We start from the raw sequence: 19,340 nt of genomic DNA on the forward strand, positions 1-19,340 counted from the left end.
ATTATGTTAACCTGTCGGCCATCTCAGATGGCCGGTTAAATCTATGCAGGAAAATATATCAGTAACCGATTCATACAGCACCGGGAATGCCGCACAGGCAATGCTGGAGCAACTGCTGCAAATTTATGATGTCAAAACGCTGGTGGCGCATCTTAATGGTGTGGGTGAGAATCACTGGAGCGCGGCAATTTTAAAACGTGCGCTGGCGAATGACTCAGCATGGCACCGTTTAAGTGAGAAAGAGTTCGCCCATCTGCAAACGTTGTTACCCATTCCACCGGCACATCATCCGCATTATGCGTTTCGCTTTATCGATCTATTTGCCGGGATTGGTGGTATTCGTCGCGGTTTTGAATCGATTGGTGGGCAGTGCGTGTTTACCAGCGAATGGAACAAACATGCTGTACGCACTTATAAAGCCAACTATTATTGCGACCCGGCGGTGCATCACTTTAATGAAGATATTCGCGACATCACTCTCAGCCACAAAGAGGGTATAGGTGATGACGCGGCGGCGGAACATATCCGTCAACATATTCCTGAGCACGATGTTTTACTGGCCGGTTTTCCTTGTCAGCCGTTTTCTCTGGCTGGCGTATCGAAAAAGAACTCACTCGGACGAGCGCACGGTTTTGCCTGTGATACCCAGGGCACGCTGTTCTTCGATGTGGTGCGTATTATCGACGCGCGTCGCCCGGCGATTTTTGTGCTCGAAAACGTCAAAAACCTGAAAAGCCACGACCAGGGGAAAACGTTCCGTATCATCATGCAGACGTTGGATGAACTGGGCTATGACGTGGCAGATGCAGAAGATAATGGCCCGGACGATCCGAAAATCATTGACGGTAAACATTTCCTTCCGCAGCACCGTGAACGCATCGTGCTGGTGGGTTTTCGTCGCGACCTGAATCTGAAAGCCGATTTTACCCTGCGTGAGATCAGCGAATGTTTCCCTTCACAGCGAGTGACACTGGCGCAGTTACTGGACCCGATGGTTGAGGCGAAATATATCCTGACGCCGGTGCTGTGGAAGTACCTCTATCGTTATGCGAAAAAACATCAGGCGCGCGGTAACGGCTTCGGTTATGGAATGGTTTATCCGAACAATCCGCAAAGCGTCACGCGTACGCTTTCTGCTCGTTATTACAAAGATGGCGCGGAAATTTTAATTGATCGCGGCTGGGATATAGCCACGGGTGAGAAAGACTTTGACGATCCGCAGAACCAGCAACACCGCCCACGTCGGTTAACGCCTCGTGAATGTGCGCGCTTAATGGGCTTTGAAGCACCAGGAGAAGCGAAATTTCGCATTCCGGTTTCGGACACTCAGGCCTATCGCCAGTTCGGTAACTCGGTGGTCGTGCCGGTCTTTGCCGCGGTGGCAAAACTGCTTGAACCAAAAATCAAACAGGCAGTGGCGTTGCGTCAGCAAGAAGCAAAACATGGCCGACGTTCACGATAAGGCTACACGCAGCAAAAATATGCGCGCAATTGCCACGCGCGATACGGCGATTGAGAAGCGCCTCGCCAGTTTGTTAACCGGGCAGGGACTGGCGTTTCGCGTTCAGGACGCCTGTTTGCCCGGACGCCCGGATTTTGTTCTTGATGAATATCGCTGCGTGATATTTACCCACGGTTGCTTCTGGCACCATCATCACTGCTATCTGTTTAAAGTGCCCGCGACTCGAACCGAGTTCTGGCTGGAGAAGATAGGTAAAAATGTTGAGCGCGATCGCCGCGATATCAGTCGCTTGCAGGAGCTTGGCTGGCGCGTACTGATTGTCTGGGAGTGTGCGTTACGTGGGCGCGAGAAGCTGACGGATGAAGCGCTTAGCGAGCGTCTGGAAGAGTGGATCTGCGGCGAAGGTGCCAGCGCGCAGATCGACACGCAGGGGATTCATTTACTCGCTTGATGCGTCCTGAATAACTGGCGCAACTACGGGTTTTGCTGGGAAGAGATATTTTCCCAACGTGACCAGTACCACCGCGAAGACAATCACGCCGAGCGCCAGCCATTCAATCTTCGACAGCGTTTCGCCGCCCAGTCCAGTACCCAGCAAGACCGCGACCACCGGGTTAACGTAGGCGTAGCTGGTGGCGAGAGCTGGACTGACATTACGGATTAAATACATATAAGCGTTGATGGCGATAATCGAACCAAACAGCGCCAGATAACCGACTGCAAGGAAGCCTGAAAGGGAAGGGATCGTCGTGAGTTTTTCACCCGCAATCATCGACGCGATCATTAACACCACGCCTGCCGCCAGCATCTCAATCGCACCCGCCATCATTCCTACTGGCAAGGTAATGCGCGAACCGTAAACCGAGCCAAACGCCCAGCTAATCGAGCCGATTAAAATCAGAATCGCGCCCCACGGATTGCCGCTTAAATTACCCCCGCTATTGAGCATGATGATTCCGGCAAGCCCAATGGCGATACCCATCCATTCCAGTTTGCGCGTTTTAATGCCAAACAGGCGGCTGAAGCACAGGGTAAAGAGGGGCACGGTTGCAACCACTACGGCGGCGATGCCGGATGGAACATTTTGATGTTCGGCAACTGTCACCATGCCATTACCGACAGCCAGCAATAACAGGCCAATCAGCGCGGCATTGATCAGCGGACGTAGCGGGGGGAGTTTGTGTCCGCGCAGTAGCAAAAATGCCAGCAATAAAATACCGGCTGCCAGGAATCGAACGCCCGCCATCATTAACGGAGGCCAGCTTTCCACGCCAATCCGAATGACAAAATAGGTTGAACCCCAAATGATATACAACGCAAACAGCGCGCCAAAAAGCGGTAACAACTGGCGGAAACGCATAATCCCTCACGGTGAAAATAAAAAGGTGGTTCATAGTAAACGTGAAAATCATTCTGCTGGCGAGAGATATAATTGCACTTGATTGTTAAAAAAATGTTGACCTATGAAGCAAGTATCAGAGCTGCCGTTTTTGCTTCATACTTACTCCCTTCAACAATAAAAATGAGAGGGAATGCTTTTGGCCGGGAGTAGTTTACTGACGTTGCTCGATGATATCGCCACACTGCTGGACGATATCTCCGTGATGGGCAAACTGGCGGCGAAGAAAACCGCCGGTGTACTAGGGGATGATTTATCGCTCAATGCACAACAAGTTTCAGGTGTGCGTGCCAACCGGGAACTTCCCGTGGTCTGGGGAGTGGCGAAAGGATCGCTGATCAATAAAGTGATTCTGGTGCCGCTGGCGCTGATCATCAGTGCATTTATCCCGTGGGCGATTACGCCTTTATTGATGATTGGCGGCGCGTTTCTCTGCTTTGAAGGGGTAGAGAAAGTGCTGCATATGCTGGAGGCGCGTAAACACAGAGAAGATCCGGCGCAGAGTCAGCAGCGTCTGGAGAAGCTGGCGGCGCAGGATCCGCTGAAGTTTGAAAAGGACAAAATAAAAGGGGCGATTCGTACTGATTTTATTTTGTCTGCGGAAATCGTCGCCATCACGCTGGGGATTGTGGCAGAAGCGCCGTTGCTTAATCAGGTGCTGGTGCTTTCAGGCATCGCACTGGTAGTGACCGTGGGCGTCTACGGGCTGGTAGGGGTTATTGTTAAGATTGATGACCTGGGGTATTGGCTGGCGGAAAAATCCAGCGCGCTGATGCAGGCATTGGGTAAAGGGTTATTGATTATCGCGCCCTGGCTGATGAAAGCGTTATCGATTGTCGGCACGTTGGCGATGTTCCTCGTCGGTGGCGGGATTGTGGTTCATGGTATTGCGCCGCTGCATCACGCCATTGAACATTTCGCCGGGCAGCAAAGTGCAGTGGTGGCGATGATATTACCGACTGTTTTAAATCTGATACTTGGTTTTATCATCGGCGGCATTGTGGTACTTGGAGTGAAAGCGGTAGCGAAAATGCGCGGTCAGGCACATTAATACTCGCACTGGCTATTATGCAAAATTCGCCATCTTCAACTAAGGTGAACAAGTTTCACTCGAAAAAAGGAGGCGAGTATGAGCTTTATGATTAGTGAGGAAGTAACGGTTAAAGAGGGCGGCCCGCGGATGATTGTCACCGGCTATTCCAGCGGTATGGTTGAGTGTCGTTGGTATGACGGTTATGGGGTCAAGCGGGAAGCTTTTCATGAAACCGAGCTTGTTCCGGGGGAGGGGAGTCGTCCTGCGGAAGAAGTTTGAAAGAGTATCATTAACATCAGGCCGGATCACATCCGGCCTGATGTGCCAATGCCTGCAATGAATGATAGTCGCGTCTTATCATGCCACCATTATAAAATTATCGCTGTTTTGCGGTACGCTATCGCCAGGTTATGCCAGAATCATAAAAAAGCAGGTTGGGAGTCGTCAGGGTGCAGCACGAGACAAAAATGGAAAACCAGAGCTGGTTGAAAAAACTTGCGCGCCGCCTGGGGCCTGGTCATGTCGTTAATCTCTGCTTTATCGTAGTGCTGCTTTTTTCTACTTTGCTCACCTGGCGTGAAGTGGTGGTTCTGGAAGATGCCTATATCTCCAGCCAGCGTAATCATCTGGAAAACGTAGCTAACGCGCTCGATAAGCATCTGCAGTATAACGTCGACAAACTGATCTTTTTGCGTAATGGCATGCGCGAAGCTCTCGTAGCGCCACTGGATTTTACCTCTTTGCGTAATGCCGTAACGGAGTTCGAACAGCATCGCGACGATCACGCCTGGCAAATCGAACTCAACCGACGACGCACCCTGCCAGTCAATGGCGTTTCGGATGCATTAGTCAGCGAGGGAAATCTCCTGTCTCGCGAAAATGAAAGCCTCGACAATGAAGTTACTGCTGCGTTGGAGGTTGGTTACTTGCTACGACTGGCGCACAATTCCTCGTCGATGGTCGAACAAGCTATGTATGTCTCGCGTGCCGGATTTTACGTTTCGACGCAGCCGACCTTGTTTACGCGCAATGTACCAACGCGTTATTACGGCTATGTCACCCAACCCTGGTTTATCGGTCATTCTCAACGAGAAAATCGTCAACGCGCGGTACGTTGGTTCACCTCGCAGTCAGAACACGCCAGCAATACTGAACCTCAGGTTACCGTCAGTGTTCCGGTAGACAGTAATAACTACTGGTATGGCGTGCTGGGGATGAATATTCCTGTACGTACCATGCAACAATTTCTACAAAACGCCATCGATAAAAACCTCGACGGTGAGTATCAACTCTATGACAGTAAGCTGAGATTATTGACCTCTTCCAATCCTGACCATTCAACAGGGAATATTTTTGATCCTCGTGAACTGGCCTTGCTGGCGCAGGCAATGGAACATGACACGCGGGGCGGCATTCGTATGAACAGTCGCTATGTTAGCTGGGAACGGCTGGATCACTTTGACGGTGTGCTGGTGCGCGTCCATACGCTAAGCGAAGGAGTGCGCGGCGATTTCGGCAGCATCAGCATTGCATTAACCCTGCTGTGGGCGCTCTTTACCTCCATGTTACTCATCTCCTGGTATGTGATTCGCCGGATGGTCAGCAACATGTATGTTCTGCAAAGCTCGTTGCAGTGGCAGGCGTGGCACGACACCTTAACCCATTTATATAACCGTGGCGCCCTGTTCGAAAAAGCCCGTCAGCTCGCTAAATTGTGTCAGACACACCAACATCCTTTTTCTGTCATTCAGGTCGACCTTGACCATTTTAAAGCGATTAATGACCGCTTTGGTCATCAGGCGGGCGACCGTGTGCTTTCTCATGCTGCCGGGTTAATTAGCAGTTCCTTGCGTGCTCTGGATGTTGCCGGGCGGGTCGGTGGCGAGGAATTTTGTGTGATTCTGCCAGGGGCGAATCTGGCGCAGGCCGCGGAAGTTGCAGAACATATTCGCCTGAAGTTAAATGAAAAAGAGATGTTGATCGCCAAGAGTACGACGATACGCATTAGTGCCTCGCTGGGGGTAAGCAGCAGTGAGGAAACAGGTGATTATGATTTTGAACAACTCCAGTCACTGGCTGACCGTCGGCTTTATCTCGCTAAACAGGCAGGGCGCAATCGGGTGTTCGCGAGCGACAACGCTTAACGGGCAGAGAGAAAATGGTCCAGGCCTTCACGCCAGCCTTCCGGTCCTTCTCGCTGCGTTCGCCAGACGCGGGCCGGATCCTCATGATGCAGATGCACCCCTTGACGATTTAGCCCTTTCACAATCACCGCGTAATCCATTACCTCCAGTAAGGGCGCATCGTTTGGCCCATCGCCCAGACCAAGCGTGGTTGGTCGTTTGCCTAACGATTGTTGATAGGTCGCGATGATCCAGTTTGCGGCCTGATCTTTTCCGGCAGAGGCATCCAGTACGTGCCAGAAGCGCGCCCCCTGCATAAACTGCAAGCCCAGTTCATTCAGACGAGCGGTAAATTGTGCCATCCGCTCGTCACTGTCGCGCCAGATAAGCGTTACAGATGCCTCATGTAACTGCGTCAGTGCCGCCTGGCTACGGCTTAATCCCGTCCATTCGGCGATGGTTTCATCGTCGACGTCATCAAAAGTTGTGAATTTAAAATGCTCTTTCTCACGCAGCGTATTTAATACCTGGCTGATTTCGCCATGGGTAATACCTGAGATGATGCGTGGAAAACCGTCTATATCCTGCCATTGCTCAGCTAGCTGGATCACTGCGCCATTTTCGGCAATCAGCGGTAAACCTTGTAGCCCCAACGTTTTTTGCAAGTACAGCATTTCCGCTGATGTCTTACTGCTACAGAGAATGACGGGAACATTCGCTTCGCGTAAACGGCTGAGCCAGGGGGCAGCTGGTTGCCAGTCATAACTATGACTGTCCAGCAGGGTGCCATCAAGATCGCTAAAAACCAGTAGTGGTTGTTGAATTGAAAGCATGGTTGCGCAGTACTCCCCTTACCAGGATGATTCTCAAAACAGCACAAATTATCAAAGATGATTTTTTCGGGAGCGATCCCGTTGACGCCAGAGCCACCAAGGGGTGACGCGCGTCACATTTCTATTCATAAGTAGCGTTAATCATTCATATCACGAATATTTTCTTGTCAGCGAAAAAAATTGCGGATAAGGTGATGAACACATCAGATTTCCTGGTGTAACGAATTTTTTAAGTGCTTCTTGCTTAAGCAAGTTTAATCCCGACCCCCTCAGGGTCGGGATTTTTTTATTGTGCATTCAACGATTCACTTCAGAGACGCTGAAGTCATGAATATCCAGTTCGAAGGCATCCGCCAATTCACGCCATGTATGATATTCACGTCCATCGACACTAACGTGTTCAGGATCGTGCTGGCTGCGATGAACTTCGCTTTCGCTAATTTCATTGATCGCCGCCAGCAGGGCATCGACATCGACACTGACCTCACGTTTTGCGGTATCGCTGTACTCTTTTGCGGTTTTCATCATCTTTCCTCGCAACCGTTACTCTGTTGTTGCCGCCAGTCGTTAAGTCCGCTGGCATCTCTTAAGTATAGACCGTCGAGAAAATCAGCACTCGCGCGCGCCTGGCGCTGCCAGAAAAACGAAATTGTTCTACACTGGCACAAAGCCACAGGAGGAAAACGATGAAGGTGAATGATCGGGTAACAGTCAAAACGGATGGCGGTCCGCGTCGTCCTGGCGTGGTACTGGCAGTTGAGGAGTTTAGTGAAGGCACAATGTACCTGGTTTCGCTGGAAGACTACCCGCTCGGCATCTGGTTCTTTAATGAAGCAGGGCATCAGGACGGTATCTTTGTGGAGAAAGCAGAGTAATCTAATTCAGCCTGACTGGTGGGAAACCACCAGTCAGAATGTGTTAGCGCATGTTGACAAAAATACCATTAGTCACATTATCCGTCAGTCGGACGACATGGTAGATAACCTGTTTATTATGCGTTTTGATCTTACGTTTAATATTACCTTTATGCGATGACACGGTCTTGGCTTTGATATTCATTTGGTCGGAGATTTGAATGGTTCCCTGACCTGCCATCCACATTCGCAACATACTCGATTCGGTTCGGCTCAATGATAACGTCGGCATATTTAAAAACGAGGTTATCGTTGTCTCTTTTTTCAGAATATCGCCAAGGATATCGTCGAGAGATTCCGGTTTAATCGATTTAGAACTGATCAATAAATTTTTTCTGACCAACAGATATTCATCAAAATGAACATTGGCAATTGCCATAAAAACGATAAATAACGTATTGGGATGTTGATTAATGATGAGCTTGATACGCTGACTGTTAGAAGCATCGTGGATGAAACAGTCCTCATTAATAAACACCACTGAAGGGCGCTGTGAATCACAAGCTATGGCAAGGTCATCAACGGTTTCAATGTCGTTGATTTCTCTTTTTTTAACCCCTCTGCTCAACAGATACCCGGTTAAACCTAGTCGGGTGTAACTACATAAATCCATAATAATCGTTGACATGGCATACCCTCACTCAATGCGTAACGATAATTCCCCTTACCTGAATATTTCATCATGACTAAACGGAACAACATGGGTCACCTAATGCGCCACTCTCGCGATTTTTCAGGCGGACTTACTATCCCGTAAAGTGTTGTATAATTTGCCTGGAATTGTCTTAAAGTAAAGTAAATGTTGCGATATGTGAGTGAGGTTAAAACAAATATTTCGCCACAGGAGTATCCTGGAAGATGTTCGTGGGTATTATTTTTCAGATAATCCTTAGGATAACAAGATAAACATTAGGGAATCATATTACAGGTAATTCGCTGATAATATCTGCCAGCAAATTAAAAATTTCACTGAATAAATGCTCGCAAAAAGGAGCAATTAACGGCATTAATGCCGCCATTAATGAGATACCGACAGTCAGAGTTAATGGAAATCCAATAACAAAAATGGATAATTGCGGGGCCATACGATTCAGTAAACCTAATGCCAGATTCAGTGTCAGCAGCAGAGTAATGAGCGGTAACGCCAGCATCAGTCCATTGAGGAAAATCAAACTCCCTGCTTTGGTGAGTGCCAGAAACGCATTGCTATTCAGCGGCTCGCCACCAATAGGCAGGGTGTGAAAGGTATCCACCAGCAGTGAAATCAGCCATAAATGACCGTTAAATGTCAGGAACAGCAGTAACGCCAGCATATCCATGATGCGCGCTAAAACGGGCATATTGAGATGGCTGCCCGGATCGACAAACGTCGCAAATGACAGTCCCATTTGCAGACCGATAATTTCGCCAGCGGTTCGCACAGCGGCAAAAGCAAACTGCATGGTAAAACCAAGCGCAATGCCGATCAGGATCTGCTGCACGGCCAGCCACAGAGCAAAGAACGAAAAAACAGGAACATCGTTGGCAGGTAATGATGGGGCAATGGCGAACGTGATCATCATTGCCAGACCCAGTTTTACCCGTTTCGGCACGCTGCGTTCGCTCAGAATTGGCGCGGTAGAAATGAGCGCCAGCACGCGCAGTAACGGCCAGAAGTACAGACTTAGCCAGGAAAGCCATTGATCGCTTGTCACCTGCAACATTGTACGGGCTACCCGATGATATACGGCAGGTTAGTGAACAAGGTACGGACGTAATCCAGCAACAGATTGAGCATCCACGGTCCGGCAATAATAATGGCTATAAATACGGCGATGATTTTCGGAATAAACGACAGCGTCATTTCATTAATCTGCGTGGCGGCCTGCAAAATACTGATGATCAGGCCCGTGACCAACGCCACCAGCAACAGCGGGGCAGCCAACGCCAGCGCGACTTTCATCGCTTCAGTCCCCATCATCATGACCGATTCAGGTGTCATTTTGCCTCTCTAGCTGTAAAAGCTCTGCGCCAGCGAACCGACCAGCAATTGCCAGCCATCCACCAGTACAAACAGCATCAGTTTAAAGGGCAGAGCAATGGTGGCAGGGGGGACCATCATCATCCCCAATGCCATCAGCACGCTGGCAATCACCAGGTCGATAATCAAAAAAGGAATGAAAATCGTGAAGCCTATCTGAAATGCGGTTTTCAGCTCGCTGGTCACGTAGGCCGGGAGCAAAATGCGCATTGGCACGGCTTCAGGTCCCTGCAACGGGCCGGTATTCGCCAGTCTGGCAAACAACCCTAAATCTGCCTCGCGGGTCTGACGCAGCATAAACTCACGCAGCGGCTGCGCCCCTTTTTCCAGCGCCTCCTGCATTGAGATTTTCTCTTCGCTGAACGGCTGGTACGCATCGACATAAATTTTGTCGATCACCGGCGACATTATAAAAAAGGTCAAAAACAGTGCCAGCCCCAGCAATACCTGGTTGGGTGGTGCGGAGGGCGTGCCCAGCGCGTTTCGCAATAATCCAAAAACAATGATGATACGGGTGAAACTGGTCATCATCAGTAAAATCGCTGGAATAAACGTCAACGAGGTAATGAACACCAGCGTCTGCACCGGGAGGGACCAACTTTGTCCACCGCCAGGCAGCGGCTGACTGGTGATACCCGGCAGTTGTGCGAAGGCGAGGGGGGTAACCAGCCAGAGAAGAACAGGTGCGACAGACAACAAACGACGCATCAGGATCTCCCGCTACGCTTAAGCAAGTTTTTCATGACCGACTGAAAATCGGTCTGCGGTATCTCTTCCGTTGGCGCAGAAGGGGGAAGTTTATGCAGCAGATTGATTTGCCCTGCGGTAACGCCGAGCACCAGGCGTGCATCTTCCACATCGACCACCACGACCCTTTCACGGGCGCCCAGCGAAGCACTGGCGCTAATTTTCAGACCGTTAACGCCAGTTCGTTTGGGGGCAAATCCCAGCCGTTTTACCAGCCAGGCAGCAGCGAGGATCAGGGCAATAATGGCGATCAGTGCGCCGCTCACCTGCAGCAGCGGTGCAGCAGAAACCGGCGCGGACGGTTGCACAGTAGCGTGGTTATTCATCGCTAACGGCTCAGGCGGCGCATTCGCTCAGACGGAGTAATGATATCGGTGATACGCACGCCATATTTATCGGCAACGACCACCACTTCGCCCTGGGCGATTAAATAACCGTTGATCAGAATATCCAGCGGTTCGCCTGCCAGGCCGTCCAGCGCTACGACTGACCCTTGTGTCAGGCGCAACAGCTCTTTGATGGTCATCCGCGTGCGGCCCAGTTCGACGGTCAGCTTAACCGGAATATCCATAATCAGGTCGATATCCTGCAACGTTCCGCTGACATCACCGCCGCCAAATTGCTGGAATACCGCGTCTGCAGCGCTTTTACTGCTGGTTGATTTTTGTTCGCTCAACGCTTCAGCCCACAGATCGTCCATTGCGCCGTTGTTATCATCGGCCGGATTATTCAAGTCACTCATTTGGGCTGTTCCTCGTTCAGAGAATTCAAAATCGGGTTAATCAAATGTTCAATCCGTAACGCATACTGGCCGTTGAGGGTGCCGTACTGGCTGGTCAGCACCGGAACGCCGTCAACATGGGCGATGATGCGATCGGGTTTTTCTATCGGCAGGACGTCGCCGGGTTTCAGTTTTAAAATCTGCGACAGACGCAGCGATATATCGGCAAAGTTAGCGACCAGCTCCAGCTGTGAGTGCTGCACCTGACGCACCAGGTTATCGCGCCAGTTCTGATCTTCATTTCGTGAGTTTTCCAGCGGCGGGTTAACCAACAATTCCCGTAGCGGCTCGATCATGCTGAATGGCAGGCAGATATTAAATTCGCCGGTCAGGTTGCCAATCTCCACATGGAACGGGGTGTTAACCACGATGTCGTTCGGCGAGGTGGTGATATTGGTAAATTTCACCTGCATTTCCGAACGCACGTACTCGACATCCAGCGGATTAATTGCCTTCCAGGCGTCGCTATAGCCTTCCAGCGCCAGCTTCAACATACGGTTGATGACGCGCTGTTCAGTATGGGTAAACTCGCGACCTTCCACTTTGGTTGGGAAGCGTCCATCGCCGCCAAACAGGTTATCCACGGCGATAAACACCAGACTCGGCGAGAACACCACCAGCCCTGTGCCGCGTAGCGGTTTCAGGTGGATTAGGTTCAGGTTGGTCGGCACCGGCAGGTTGCGGGCAAATTCATGGTACGGCTGAATGCGGATGGCCCCGACGGTAATGTCCGGACTACGGCGCAATAGGTTGAACAGCCCCATACGGAAATGGCGGGCAAAACGCTCATTAATGATTTCCAGCGCCTGCAAACGTTCGCGTACAACCCGTCGTTGGGTATTCGGATCGTACGGACGAATGTCACTATCGCCGCTAACACTGGCCGTCGGTTCGTCTTTGACTTCGCTGTCACCATTCAACAGCGCATCAATTTCAGCTTGAGAAAGAATACTATCGCCCATGTCGTTATCGCAGAATGAAAGCGGTATACAGCACGTCGGTGACATCCTGTTTCGGTTGCCCGGCAACAAGCGGGGTGGAAAGTGTGGCTTTAATCTCAGCAATCAGGCTTTTCTTGCCTTCTTCTGTCGCCAGTACGGCAGCATCCTGACGCGAAAACAGTAACAGCAAGCGGCTACGGACTTCCGGCAAATACTCACTTAGCCGCGAGCGGGTAGCTTCATCTTTTAGCCGCAGAGTTATGCCGATATAAAGTACGCGATCCGCATCACCCAAATTGACCGTAAAGGTATCCAGCGCATAGAAGACCGGGGAGGGCACGACGCGCTGCTGCGCTTTGTCGTCAGCGGCAACCTGATGCGAATGCCAGTAGCTGTAACCTGCGCTGGCACAGGCCGCGAGGGTAATGAATACCAGAATCGGGATCCAAAGCGATCGCTTGCTTTTCTTGCTTATCGCGTAATCAGTCATGTGTTGCGGTCTTCCTGTGTCGCTACTGCTTATCGGCTAATTATCCTGCGTCTTGAACGCAACAAAGCGGGGAAAAGACGCGGATTACGGTGCTACCTCTGACGTTAGGCGAAAATATCAACGCCACTGTTGCCTGTTACGCGCCCTTGTAAAGAGACGGGAACGGGTAGCGCATCGTCGTCTTCACCCGCCAGAGGTTCATGATTTGCTGTGCGCTGGCTTTGCTGTTGCTGTGAAGCGGCCTGTTGCTGACCACTAAAGCTTTCGCCACTGATGTTGCTTTGCCCTAACTGAATGCCACTTTCTGCCAGCTGCGTACGCAGTACCGGTAGCGCAGCTTCCAGCGCGGCGCGTACGTGCTGATGCGGTGACACCATCTGGATTTGCGCCTGGCTATCATCCACTTTGAGGGAGATTTGTACTTCACCTAAATCCTGCGGGTGCAGACGTAACTCTGCGCTTTGTTGCCCCTGGCGGGTAAACAGCGAAATATGCTGGCTTAATGATTGTTGCCATTCGTGAGAACCCAGCGGCGCACTCAAAACAGGTGCTGCGACGGTGGGCAGCGGCTGTGTCTGGTGCGGAGTGATGAGCGGGCTGACGGCAGCGGTCACCGGCGAAGGTGTGCTGATGACTTCCGCTTTACTCTGGGCTTCTGCTACCAGCGGTGTTACTGGCTGAGCTTGCGCGTCGGGGGCGTCATCGGGCTGTGCGGTTGTGAATTGCGCCGTAGTCAGTTTTGTGTAGAGAGTTGGTTTCTCTGTCGGTAACACGGTTGACGGCGCATCAGCCACTTTGGGCGTATTCTCAAAACCCGGCAACATCGCAAAAAGGGCGCTCAGGCTTGCGGTGACGTCTTCATTAAGCTCATCCGCTTTTTCATCTTTTGTCGTATTTTTGTCAACCACCGCAGCCAACGTCATCGTCTGAGCGGTGGTTAACGGTGTTGATGTGGATTGTTCGTCGTTGATGACAGGCGGTATTTCATCCTCAGGGATCAGTAAATCCGCTTGTTGCACATCTGAAAGAATATCGCTAACCAGCGGCTCGCCTTTTGTTGTGGGCTTCTCTGTTGCCACCAGCAACTGGGGGGCCGCTTTGTCGGTTGTTGTTTCACCTGCTAATGCTCCGCTCAACAATGCGAGAAAATCTTGTGTAACATCGCTGGCTTTACTGCCGGGCAATATGGCGGTGTCAACGTCAGCGGTAATCAAGGGCGCTAAGCGAATCATTCGGGTTTCCTCATGGTGGCGCGTTGGGCGAACTCATCCATCTTTTTCTGATCGAGACGGTTTTCTGCAAGCAGTGCCGCCGTGGATTGCCGTTCCTGCAGTGTCTGCCAGGCCTGCAAACGTTGTTTCTTTTCTCGCCAGCTGTTCAGGGCAATGTCAACTTTCTGCGTCCACTGATTAAGTTGCTGGCGATGCTGAGTAATGGCTTTTTCCAGCGTCTGGATAAACTGCTGATAGTTGATCCAGCGGTTACTGGTCATCCCGGCACTCATATCGCTGTTGAGGTTATTGCGATATTCATTCTGATAATCGATCAGCATTTTGAGTTGTTCCTCTGCCTGCTGGCATCCGCGACGCATTTCACCCAGCAGGCGCGCGGCATCTTCTACCTCTTTTTCTGCCAGATCTTTCAGGGTCGCCAGCGCGCCATGTTCTGCCATCTGCCGTTATCTCCTGCGTTTTCACACTGTCGGGAATATGCGCTCCAGCCCCTGGAGAGACTCTTCCCAGTCCGCGCGTTCAAAAATGCCTTGTTGCAAATAGCCCTCCAGCTGCGGCCACAGAGCGATGGCTTTATCGAGCATTGGATCGCTGCCTTTGGCATACGCGCCGACGCTAACCAGATCGCGGTTACGCTGAAAACTCGACAACAGCTGTTTGAAGGTGCGCACTCGCGCGTAATGTTGCTCGCTGATCAACGCCGTCATTGCACGGCTGATCGACGCTTCAATATCAATCGCCGGATAGTGTCCGGCTTCCGCCAGACGACGAGAAAGTACAATGTGACCGTCGAGGATCGCCCGTGCGGAGTCGGCAATCGGGTCCTGCTGGTCATCGCCTTCGGTGAGCACGGTATAAAACGCCGTAATTGAGCCGCCGCCGCTGATACCGTTACCGGCACGCTCGACCAGCGCCGGTAATTTGGCGAATACCGACGGTGGATAACCTTTGGTGGCAGGCGGTTCGCCAATTGCCAGCGCAATCTCACGTTGGGCCATCGCGTAGCGGGTGAGGGAGTCCATAATCAGCAACACATGCTGACCACGATCGCGAAAATCTTCGGCAATGCGCGTGGCATAGGCGGCACCTTGCATTCGCAGGAGCGGAGAAACATCCGCTGGAGCGGCAATCACCACGGAGCGTGCACGCCCTTCGGCACCGAGGATATTCTCAATAAAATCTTTTACTTCGCGCCCACGTTCACCAATCAAACCCACGACAATGACATCGGCGCGGGTGTAACGTGCCATCATCCCCAGCAGCACACTTTTACCGACACCAGAACCAGCAAATAGCCCCATACGCTGCCCGCGCCCAACGGTAAGCAGGGCATTGATTGGGCGCACGCCCGTGTCCAGCACATGTTCAATCGGTGTACGTTGCAAAGGGTTAAAAGGCGGGGTGATCAGCGCACCTGTTTCGGTCGTATCGGGGGAGGGAAGGCCATCAAGCGGTTTACCGCTGCCATCCAGAACGCGACCTAATAACGCCGGACCGAGTGGCAACTGCTTGCCGCTTTGCAGCCCTTCAGCCGAAATGTGTTTGGCATAAACGCGCGCGCCGGGCAGGACACCTTCCACTTCTTCCAGCGGCATTAAAAACAGCCGTTGACCGTTAAAGCCAACCACTTCGCTTTCTACTTCATGCGTTTCCGACCCGTTCTGGCGCTCAATCACACAGGTTGCGCCGAGCGGCAATTGTAATCCGGTAGCCTCCAGCACCAGCCCGGTGGCGCGGGTTAATCGCCCGTAGCGACGTACCGCAGGCAACTGCGCCATTTTGGCTTCGAAGTTATCCAGCGTGGTTAGCCAGCGAGTCAGGCGCGTGGTCATTACACCACTCCTGGTGCTGCCAGACGGCAGAGTTCTTGCCAGCGAGTAGCGACGCTGGCATCGAGATCGCCTTCATCGGCGGAGACTTTGCAGCCGCCTGGATGGAGCGTGGGATCGCCCCGCAAGCGCCAGCCATGCAAACTTAAGGTTGCGCCCAGCATATCATCAACACGTTGCAGATCATCCGGGTGCACGCGCAGTTGCGGTTTGCCGCTGAATAACGGTTCTTGCTGCAATAACTGTTGGATCTGTTTGATCAGCGCCGAGTTGTCCACCGTTGGCGTTTGACCGATGACCTGGCGCGCCGCCTCCAGCGCCATCTGCATCAGGCGCGAAGCAATCACACTATCAAGTGCATCAAGGGTAGTTTGAAATTCGCTGACCAGTTGCTGCATCCGGGCATGAATTGGCGCTTGCTGGGATTTTGCCTGTGCCAGCCCTTGTTCCAGCCCCTGGGCCAGACCTTCCTGATAGCCTTGCTCATGGCCTTGTTGGCGACCTTCGGCAATCCCCGCCTGATAACCTTGCTCATGGGCCTGCATTTGCAGTTGTGCCAGTTGCTGCTCAAGGCTGGGTTCAGTCTCTTCAATGATGGTTTCTTCTGGCTCGGCCATTGGCACAAACTCTGCCTGTGATGGCGCGAGATCGTCTGGCGTCCAGGTTTTCCACGGCAAATTATCAGACATAGGTATCCTCGCCGCTACCAATCACCATCTCGCCAGTTTCGGCAAGGCGGCGCACAATCAGCAGAATCGCTTTCTGTTCGTTTTCCACCTGCGACAGACGCACCGGACCACGGTTGGCGAGATCGTCGCGCAGAATATCGGCGGCACGCTGCGACATATTGCGCAGGAACTTCTCGCGCAGTGGTTGCTCGGCCCCTTTCAGCGCGATCAGCAACGATTCGGAATCCACTTCCTGCAACAGACGCTGGATGCTGCGATCGTCGACATCCACCAGATTTTCGAACAGGAACATCTCGTCGATAATTTTTTGCGCCAGTTCGCCGTCGAATTCACGCACGGCAGAAATAACCGCTTCTTCCTGCTGAGTTTTCATCAGGTTGATAATTTCGGCTGCTGTTCTCACGCCGCCCATTTTGCTGCGCTTGAGATTCTGACCGTCGAGCAGACCATTCAGTACTTCGGTCAGTTCCGCCAGCGCGGCTGGCTGCACGCCGCCAAAGGTGGCGATACGCAACATCACGTCGTGGCGCAGACGTTCATCGAACAACGCCAGAATATCGGCGGCTTGCGCACGCTTCAGATGCACCAGAATGGTGGCGATAATCTGCGGATGCTCATCGCGAATCAGATCGGCGGCGCTCTGCGGCTCCATAAAGTTGAGCGTTTCAATACCGCTGGCGGTATCGCGGGTTTCGAGAATATCTTCCAGCAGGCTGGCGGCACGTTCTTCACCGAGGGCTTTGACCAGCACCGAACGCAGATAATCGTTGGCGTTGATATTCAGTGCGGCAAACTGTTCAGCTTCTTGCTCAAACTCCGCCAGCACATCGGTTAGCTGCTTGTTGGAGATCTGCGTGACGTTCGCCATTGCTGCACTCAGGGTTTGCACTTCGCGCTGGGAGAGGTGCTTGAACACCTCTGCCGCCCGGTCTTCGCCAATGGTCATCAGCAGGATGACGCTTTTATCGGTGCCTGTCAGGTTACTCATGATCGTTATTTATCCACTGGCGAATGACCAGCGCCACCACGCGCGGATCGTTATCAGACATTTCACGGATACGCTGGCTCATGACCTCTGCCCCCAGACGTTGGTTCGCGCGTCGTTGTTGGAGTTGTTCATCTTTGCTCAGGCGGACTTCCACCGCATCTTCCACTTCCTCGCGGGCCTGCGCCTGTTGCTGCACGGCTTTCATCGCCTCAGCGCGACGAGTTAGCTGTGGACGTACCGCTTTACGCCATAGTAGCCACGCCACCAGCAGTACCAGCAACCAGCGTCCGGCGCTCAGCAACTGATCGATAAATACCTGTTGTTGCCAGAACGGCAGTTCTCCACCGCTTTCGTCGCTGCTATTGAACGGCGAGTTAACGACATTGAGTGAGTCACCGCGTTTTTCAGAAAAGCCCATCGCCTCGCGGGTCAGATCTTCAATTTGCTTCATCTGTTCGTTGCTGAGAGGCAACGGTTTGCCATCTGGCAAGGTTTTGTAATTCACCACTACCGCGACTGACAGACGTTGCACATCGCCCACGTTCATTTTGGTATGACGAATGGTGCGATCGACCTCGTAGTTACTGGTTTCATTACGTTGTGTGCTACGCGGCCCATTATTGCTGGTAGTGCTTGCCTGCTGCTGGCGATTATTTTGATTTGCCGGAGGCGTGCTGATCGGCGCGTTATTTGCGGGTGCTGGTTGATTCGACAACGCACCCGGTACGCCGCCTGGATAACCGGAACCGCTTTGCTCGCTCTCATTAAGCTGGCGTGAGCGGAGCGCCGCCTGAGATTTATCACCGTTAGGGCGATACTGCTCTTCGGTTTGCTCCTTACTGGCGAAGTCCAGTTGCGCCGTAACCTGGGCGTGAATATTGCCGTTGCCGACAATAGGCGACAGGATCGCTTCAATACGCCGCTGAATTCGGCCTTCGACATCACTGGCATATTTCAACTGAGCATCATTAAGATCGCGCCCGCTGGTGTTGGACTGGGTTAACAGATGTCCGCCCTGATCCACCAACGTGACGTTCCCCGGAGGCAGACCAGCCACCGCGCTGGAAACCAGATGCACAATGGCGCTAATTTGCCCTTCATCGAGTGCGCGGCCGGGTAACAGATTTACCGTCACCGATGCAGAAGGGGATTTTTGCTCACGGACAAATAAAGAGGGTTTCGGCAATGCCAAATGGACACGCGCCCCTTTTACCGGGCCGATAGTTTCGATGGTACGAGAAAGCTCGCCTTCCAGCGCCCGCTGATAATTCACCTGTTCGCTGAACTGGCTAATGCCAAACTTTTCCTGATCGAGCAGTTCGAAACCGACCGCGCCGCCTTTGGGCAAACCTTGTTGCGCCAGGCGCAGGCGCAGTTCGTGAACTTTATCTGCCGGAACTTCAATAGCGCCGCTGGCTTCGCTGAAGCGGTAAGGAATATTCATTTGCGTCAGTTGGCTGACAATTGCGCCACCATCCTGATCGGAAAGATTGCTGAATAATGTGCGGTAGTCGGGGGCTTTCGCCCACAGGATCAGTGCGACCATGACCGCCACTGCTGCGGAACCGGCAACAATCAATGGAATTTTCGGATTCGCACGCAGGCGATTAAGCCACTCAAGAGATTTTGTCTGGGCTGCAGTCGCATTCATCGCGCACCTCGTGGCTGATTATGGACGGCGTTATTGGCAAAGTGGAACAAGACTCACTCCCGGGTCAGCAAACTCGAAAAATTGACGCTCCCATTATTTGTGCTTTCGTTTTTTTCTATCCGCCAATAAACCCGTTTTTTTGTTGCTATTTAGCGCCTTTGTCTTATTGACTTACTGGTAGGCTTTGCTACCAGAAATTATCCGGGAG

The 19,340-nt window shown here is 52.1% G+C and carries 23 protein-coding genes; 6 read left to right on the plus strand and 17 right to left on the minus strand.

Going from position 1 to position 19,340, the window contains the following annotated elements:
- The first annotated feature begins 43 nt into the window (after window positions 1-43).
- Both dcm and vsr read left to right on the plus strand, forming a co-directional pair.
- Window positions 44-1,462: a DNA-cytosine methyltransferase gene (gene dcm, locus FQ015_RS02410; RefSeq protein WP_160523672.1), complete on the plus strand. Its 1,419-nt coding sequence runs from the start codon at window positions 44-46 to the stop codon at window positions 1,460-1,462.
- Complete coding sequence (gene vsr / locus FQ015_RS02415; RefSeq protein WP_160523673.1) at window positions 1,443-1,913, plus strand: VSPR family DNA mismatch endonuclease; 471 nt, start codon at window positions 1,443-1,445, stop codon at window positions 1,911-1,913. Before dcm ends, vsr begins: the two co-directional genes overlap by 20 nt.
- Here the strand turns inward: vsr and yedA are convergent.
- On the minus strand, window positions 1,902-2,822 hold the full coding sequence (gene yedA / locus FQ015_RS02420) for a drug/metabolite exporter YedA (protein WP_160523674.1): 921 nt from the start codon (window positions 2,820-2,822) through the stop codon (window positions 1,902-1,904). The two genes, vsr and yedA, sit on opposite strands and share 12 nt — an antisense overlap.
- Before the next feature lie 172 nt (window positions 2,823-2,994).
- On the opposite strand from yedA, the gene FQ015_RS02425 reads away from it, so the two are divergent.
- The 3 genes from FQ015_RS02425 (at window position 2,995) to dgcQ (ending at window position 6,038) form a co-directional block, all read left to right on the plus strand.
- On the plus strand, window positions 2,995-3,912 hold the full coding sequence (locus FQ015_RS02425; protein ID WP_029392990.1) for a DUF808 domain-containing protein: 918 nt from the start codon (window positions 2,995-2,997) through the stop codon (window positions 3,910-3,912).
- A gap of 78 nt (window positions 3,913-3,990) precedes the next feature.
- Window positions 3,991-4,173: a YodC family protein gene (locus FQ015_RS02430; protein ID WP_000009244.1), complete on the plus strand. Its 183-nt coding sequence runs from the start codon at window positions 3,991-3,993 to the stop codon at window positions 4,171-4,173.
- 170 nt (window positions 4,174-4,343) lie between these two features.
- A complete protein-coding gene (dgcQ, locus tag FQ015_RS02435) occupies window positions 4,344-6,038 on the plus strand; it encodes a cellulose biosynthesis regulator diguanylate cyclase DgcQ (protein ID WP_160523675.1) in 1,695 nt (564 codons plus the stop codon).
- On the opposite strand, the gene FQ015_RS02440 is transcribed toward dgcQ, so the two are convergent.
- Together FQ015_RS02440 and yodD are read right to left on the minus strand one after the other, a co-directional pair.
- Window positions 6,035-6,850 carry a mannosyl-3-phosphoglycerate phosphatase-related protein gene (locus tag FQ015_RS02440; protein ID WP_160523676.1) on the minus strand — a complete coding sequence of 272 codons (816 nt, stop codon included), beginning with the start codon at window positions 6,848-6,850 and terminating at the stop codon, window positions 6,035-6,037. The genes dgcQ and FQ015_RS02440 overlap by 4 nt on opposite strands.
- 297 nt (window positions 6,851-7,147) lie before the next feature.
- Window positions 7,148-7,375, minus strand: coding sequence for a peroxide/acid resistance protein YodD (gene yodD / locus FQ015_RS02445; protein WP_001353131.1), 228 nt, complete (start codon window positions 7,373-7,375; stop codon window positions 7,148-7,150).
- A gap of 161 nt (window positions 7,376-7,536) precedes the next feature.
- On the opposite strand from yodD, the gene dsrB reads away from it, so the two are divergent.
- Window positions 7,537-7,725 (plus strand): protein DsrB, encoded by a 189-nt coding sequence (gene dsrB / locus FQ015_RS02450; protein WP_000867217.1) that lies wholly within the window; start codon window positions 7,537-7,539, stop codon window positions 7,723-7,725.
- Between the two features lie 43 nt (window positions 7,726-7,768).
- Here the strand turns inward: dsrB and rcsA are convergent, their stop codons facing one another.
- The 14 genes from rcsA to fliF all read right to left on the minus strand — a co-directional run bounded on the left by rcsA (window position 7,769) and on the right by fliF (window position 19,132).
- Window positions 7,769-8,392 (minus strand): transcriptional regulator RcsA, encoded by a 624-nt coding sequence (gene rcsA, locus FQ015_RS02455; protein WP_000104001.1) that lies wholly within the window; start codon window positions 8,390-8,392, stop codon window positions 7,769-7,771.
- 289 nt (window positions 8,393-8,681) lie between these two features.
- Window positions 8,682-9,467, minus strand: a complete 786-nt coding sequence (gene fliR / locus FQ015_RS02460) for a flagellar biosynthetic protein FliR (RefSeq protein ID WP_000942317.1) — start codon at window positions 9,465-9,467, stop codon at window positions 8,682-8,684.
- Between the two features lie 8 nt (window positions 9,468-9,475).
- Window positions 9,476-9,745, minus strand: a complete 270-nt coding sequence (gene fliQ / locus FQ015_RS02465; RefSeq protein WP_000187358.1) for a flagellar biosynthesis protein FliQ — start codon at window positions 9,743-9,745, stop codon at window positions 9,476-9,478.
- A 9-nt stretch (window positions 9,746-9,754) separates the two neighbouring features.
- Window positions 9,755-10,492: a flagellar type III secretion system pore protein FliP gene (gene fliP / locus FQ015_RS02470; RefSeq protein WP_001253450.1), complete on the minus strand. Its 738-nt coding sequence runs from the start codon at window positions 10,490-10,492 to the stop codon at window positions 9,755-9,757.
- Window positions 10,492-10,857 carry a flagellar biosynthetic protein FliO gene (gene fliO / locus FQ015_RS02475; protein WP_001059107.1) on the minus strand — a complete coding sequence of 122 codons (366 nt, stop codon included), beginning with the start codon at window positions 10,855-10,857 and terminating at the stop codon, window positions 10,492-10,494. The genes fliP and fliO overlap by 1 nt, the downstream gene beginning before the upstream one ends.
- Window positions 10,858-10,859: 2 nt before the next feature.
- Window positions 10,860-11,273 carry a flagellar motor switch protein FliN gene (gene fliN / locus FQ015_RS02480; RefSeq protein WP_001281692.1) on the minus strand — a complete coding sequence of 138 codons (414 nt, stop codon included), beginning with the start codon at window positions 11,271-11,273 and terminating at the stop codon, window positions 10,860-10,862.
- Complete coding sequence (gene fliM / locus FQ015_RS02485) at window positions 11,270-12,274, minus strand: flagellar motor switch protein FliM (RefSeq protein ID WP_001353133.1); 1,005 nt, start codon at window positions 12,272-12,274, stop codon at window positions 11,270-11,272. Before fliM ends, fliN begins: the two co-directional genes overlap by 4 nt.
- A gap of 4 nt (window positions 12,275-12,278) precedes the next feature.
- Window positions 12,279-12,743, minus strand: a complete 465-nt coding sequence (gene fliL / locus FQ015_RS02490) for a flagellar basal body-associated protein FliL (RefSeq protein WP_000133109.1) — start codon at window positions 12,741-12,743, stop codon at window positions 12,279-12,281.
- A 104-nt stretch (window positions 12,744-12,847) separates the two neighbouring features.
- Complete coding sequence (locus FQ015_RS02495; RefSeq protein ID WP_160523677.1) at window positions 12,848-13,975, minus strand: flagellar hook-length control protein FliK; 1,128 nt, start codon at window positions 13,973-13,975, stop codon at window positions 12,848-12,850.
- Window positions 13,972-14,415, minus strand: a complete 444-nt coding sequence (fliJ, locus tag FQ015_RS02500) for a flagellar export protein FliJ (RefSeq protein WP_000807585.1) — start codon at window positions 14,413-14,415, stop codon at window positions 13,972-13,974. The genes FQ015_RS02495 and fliJ overlap by 4 nt, the downstream gene beginning before the upstream one ends.
- Before the next feature lie 21 nt (window positions 14,416-14,436).
- Window positions 14,437-15,807 (minus strand): flagellar protein export ATPase FliI, encoded by a 1,371-nt coding sequence (fliI, locus tag FQ015_RS02505; RefSeq protein ID WP_000213273.1) that lies wholly within the window; start codon window positions 15,805-15,807, stop codon window positions 14,437-14,439.
- Window positions 15,807-16,493 (minus strand): flagellar assembly protein FliH, encoded by a 687-nt coding sequence (fliH, locus tag FQ015_RS02510; protein WP_105278978.1) that lies wholly within the window; start codon window positions 16,491-16,493, stop codon window positions 15,807-15,809. The genes fliI and fliH overlap by 1 nt, the downstream gene beginning before the upstream one ends.
- Window positions 16,486-17,481, minus strand: a complete 996-nt coding sequence (gene fliG, locus FQ015_RS02515) for a flagellar motor switch protein FliG (RefSeq protein WP_105278979.1) — start codon at window positions 17,479-17,481, stop codon at window positions 16,486-16,488. Before fliG ends, fliH begins: the two co-directional genes overlap by 8 nt.
- Entirely contained in the window at window positions 17,474-19,132 is a 1,659-nt protein-coding gene (gene fliF, locus FQ015_RS02520; protein ID WP_072645582.1) for a flagellar basal-body MS-ring/collar protein FliF, read from the minus strand. Before fliF ends, fliG begins: the two co-directional genes overlap by 8 nt.
- Between the last annotated feature and the right edge of the window lie 208 nt (window positions 19,133-19,340).

It is taken from the genome of Escherichia sp. HH26CH (assembly GCF_009820205.1).
Classification (GTDB): Bacteria; Pseudomonadota; Gammaproteobacteria; order Enterobacterales; family Enterobacteriaceae; genus Escherichia; species Escherichia coli_F.

Excerpts from the sequence above, each read along its gene's own strand:
- FQ015_RS02440 (WP_160523676.1), bottom strand. The coding sequence starts at position 6,850 with ATGCTTTCAATTCAACAACCACTACTGGTTTTTAGCGATCTTGATGGC.
- fliH (WP_105278978.1), bottom strand. The coding sequence starts at position 16,493 with ATGTCTGATAATTTGCCGTGGAAAACCTGGACGCCAGACGATCTCGCG.
- fliJ (WP_000807585.1), bottom strand. The coding sequence starts at position 14,415 with ATGGCAGAACATGGCGCGCTGGCGACCCTGAAAGATCTGGCAGAAAAA.
- FQ015_RS02425 (WP_029392990.1), top strand. The coding sequence starts at position 2,995 with ATGCTTTTGGCCGGGAGTAGTTTACTGACGTTGCTCGATGATATCGCC.
- fliR (WP_000942317.1), bottom strand. The coding sequence starts at position 9,467 with ATGTTGCAGGTGACAAGCGATCAATGGCTTTCCTGGCTAAGTCTGTAC.
- fliF (WP_072645582.1), bottom strand. The coding sequence starts at position 19,132 with ATGAATGCGACTGCAGCCCAGACAAAATCTCTTGAGTGGCTTAATCGC.
- fliM (WP_001353133.1), bottom strand. The coding sequence starts at position 12,274 with ATGGGCGATAGTATTCTTTCTCAAGCTGAAATTGATGCGCTGTTGAAT.
- rcsA (WP_000104001.1), bottom strand. The coding sequence starts at position 8,392 with ATGTCAACGATTATTATGGATTTATGTAGTTACACCCGACTAGGTTTA.
- fliO (WP_001059107.1), bottom strand. The coding sequence starts at position 10,857 with ATGAATAACCACGCTACTGTGCAACCGTCCGCGCCGGTTTCTGCTGCA.
- fliN (WP_001281692.1), bottom strand. The coding sequence starts at position 11,273 with ATGAGTGACTTGAATAATCCGGCCGATGATAACAACGGCGCAATGGAC.
- yedA (WP_160523674.1), bottom strand. The coding sequence starts at position 2,822 with ATGCGTTTCCGCCAGTTGTTACCGCTTTTTGGCGCGCTGTTTGCGTTG.
- fliP (WP_001253450.1), bottom strand. The coding sequence starts at position 10,492 with ATGCGTCGTTTGTTGTCTGTCGCACCTGTTCTTCTCTGGCTGGTTACC.
- dsrB (WP_000867217.1), top strand. The coding sequence starts at position 7,537 with ATGAAGGTGAATGATCGGGTAACAGTCAAAACGGATGGCGGTCCGCGT.
- yodD (WP_001353131.1), bottom strand. The coding sequence starts at position 7,375 with ATGAAAACCGCAAAAGAGTACAGCGATACCGCAAAACGTGAGGTCAGT.
- fliL (WP_000133109.1), bottom strand. The coding sequence starts at position 12,743 with ATGACTGATTACGCGATAAGCAAGAAAAGCAAGCGATCGCTTTGGATC.
- fliI (WP_000213273.1), bottom strand. The coding sequence starts at position 15,807 with ATGACCACGCGCCTGACTCGCTGGCTAACCACGCTGGATAACTTCGAA.
- dcm (WP_160523672.1), top strand. The coding sequence starts at position 44 with ATGCAGGAAAATATATCAGTAACCGATTCATACAGCACCGGGAATGCC.
- FQ015_RS02430 (WP_000009244.1), top strand. The coding sequence starts at position 3,991 with ATGAGCTTTATGATTAGTGAGGAAGTAACGGTTAAAGAGGGCGGCCCG.
- vsr (WP_160523673.1), top strand. The coding sequence starts at position 1,443 with ATGGCCGACGTTCACGATAAGGCTACACGCAGCAAAAATATGCGCGCA.
- fliG (WP_105278979.1), bottom strand. The coding sequence starts at position 17,481 with ATGAGTAACCTGACAGGCACCGATAAAAGCGTCATCCTGCTGATGACC.
- FQ015_RS02495 (WP_160523677.1), bottom strand. The coding sequence starts at position 13,975 with ATGATTCGCTTAGCGCCCTTGATTACCGCTGACGTTGACACCGCCATA.
- fliQ (WP_000187358.1), bottom strand. The coding sequence starts at position 9,745 with ATGACACCTGAATCGGTCATGATGATGGGGACTGAAGCGATGAAAGTC.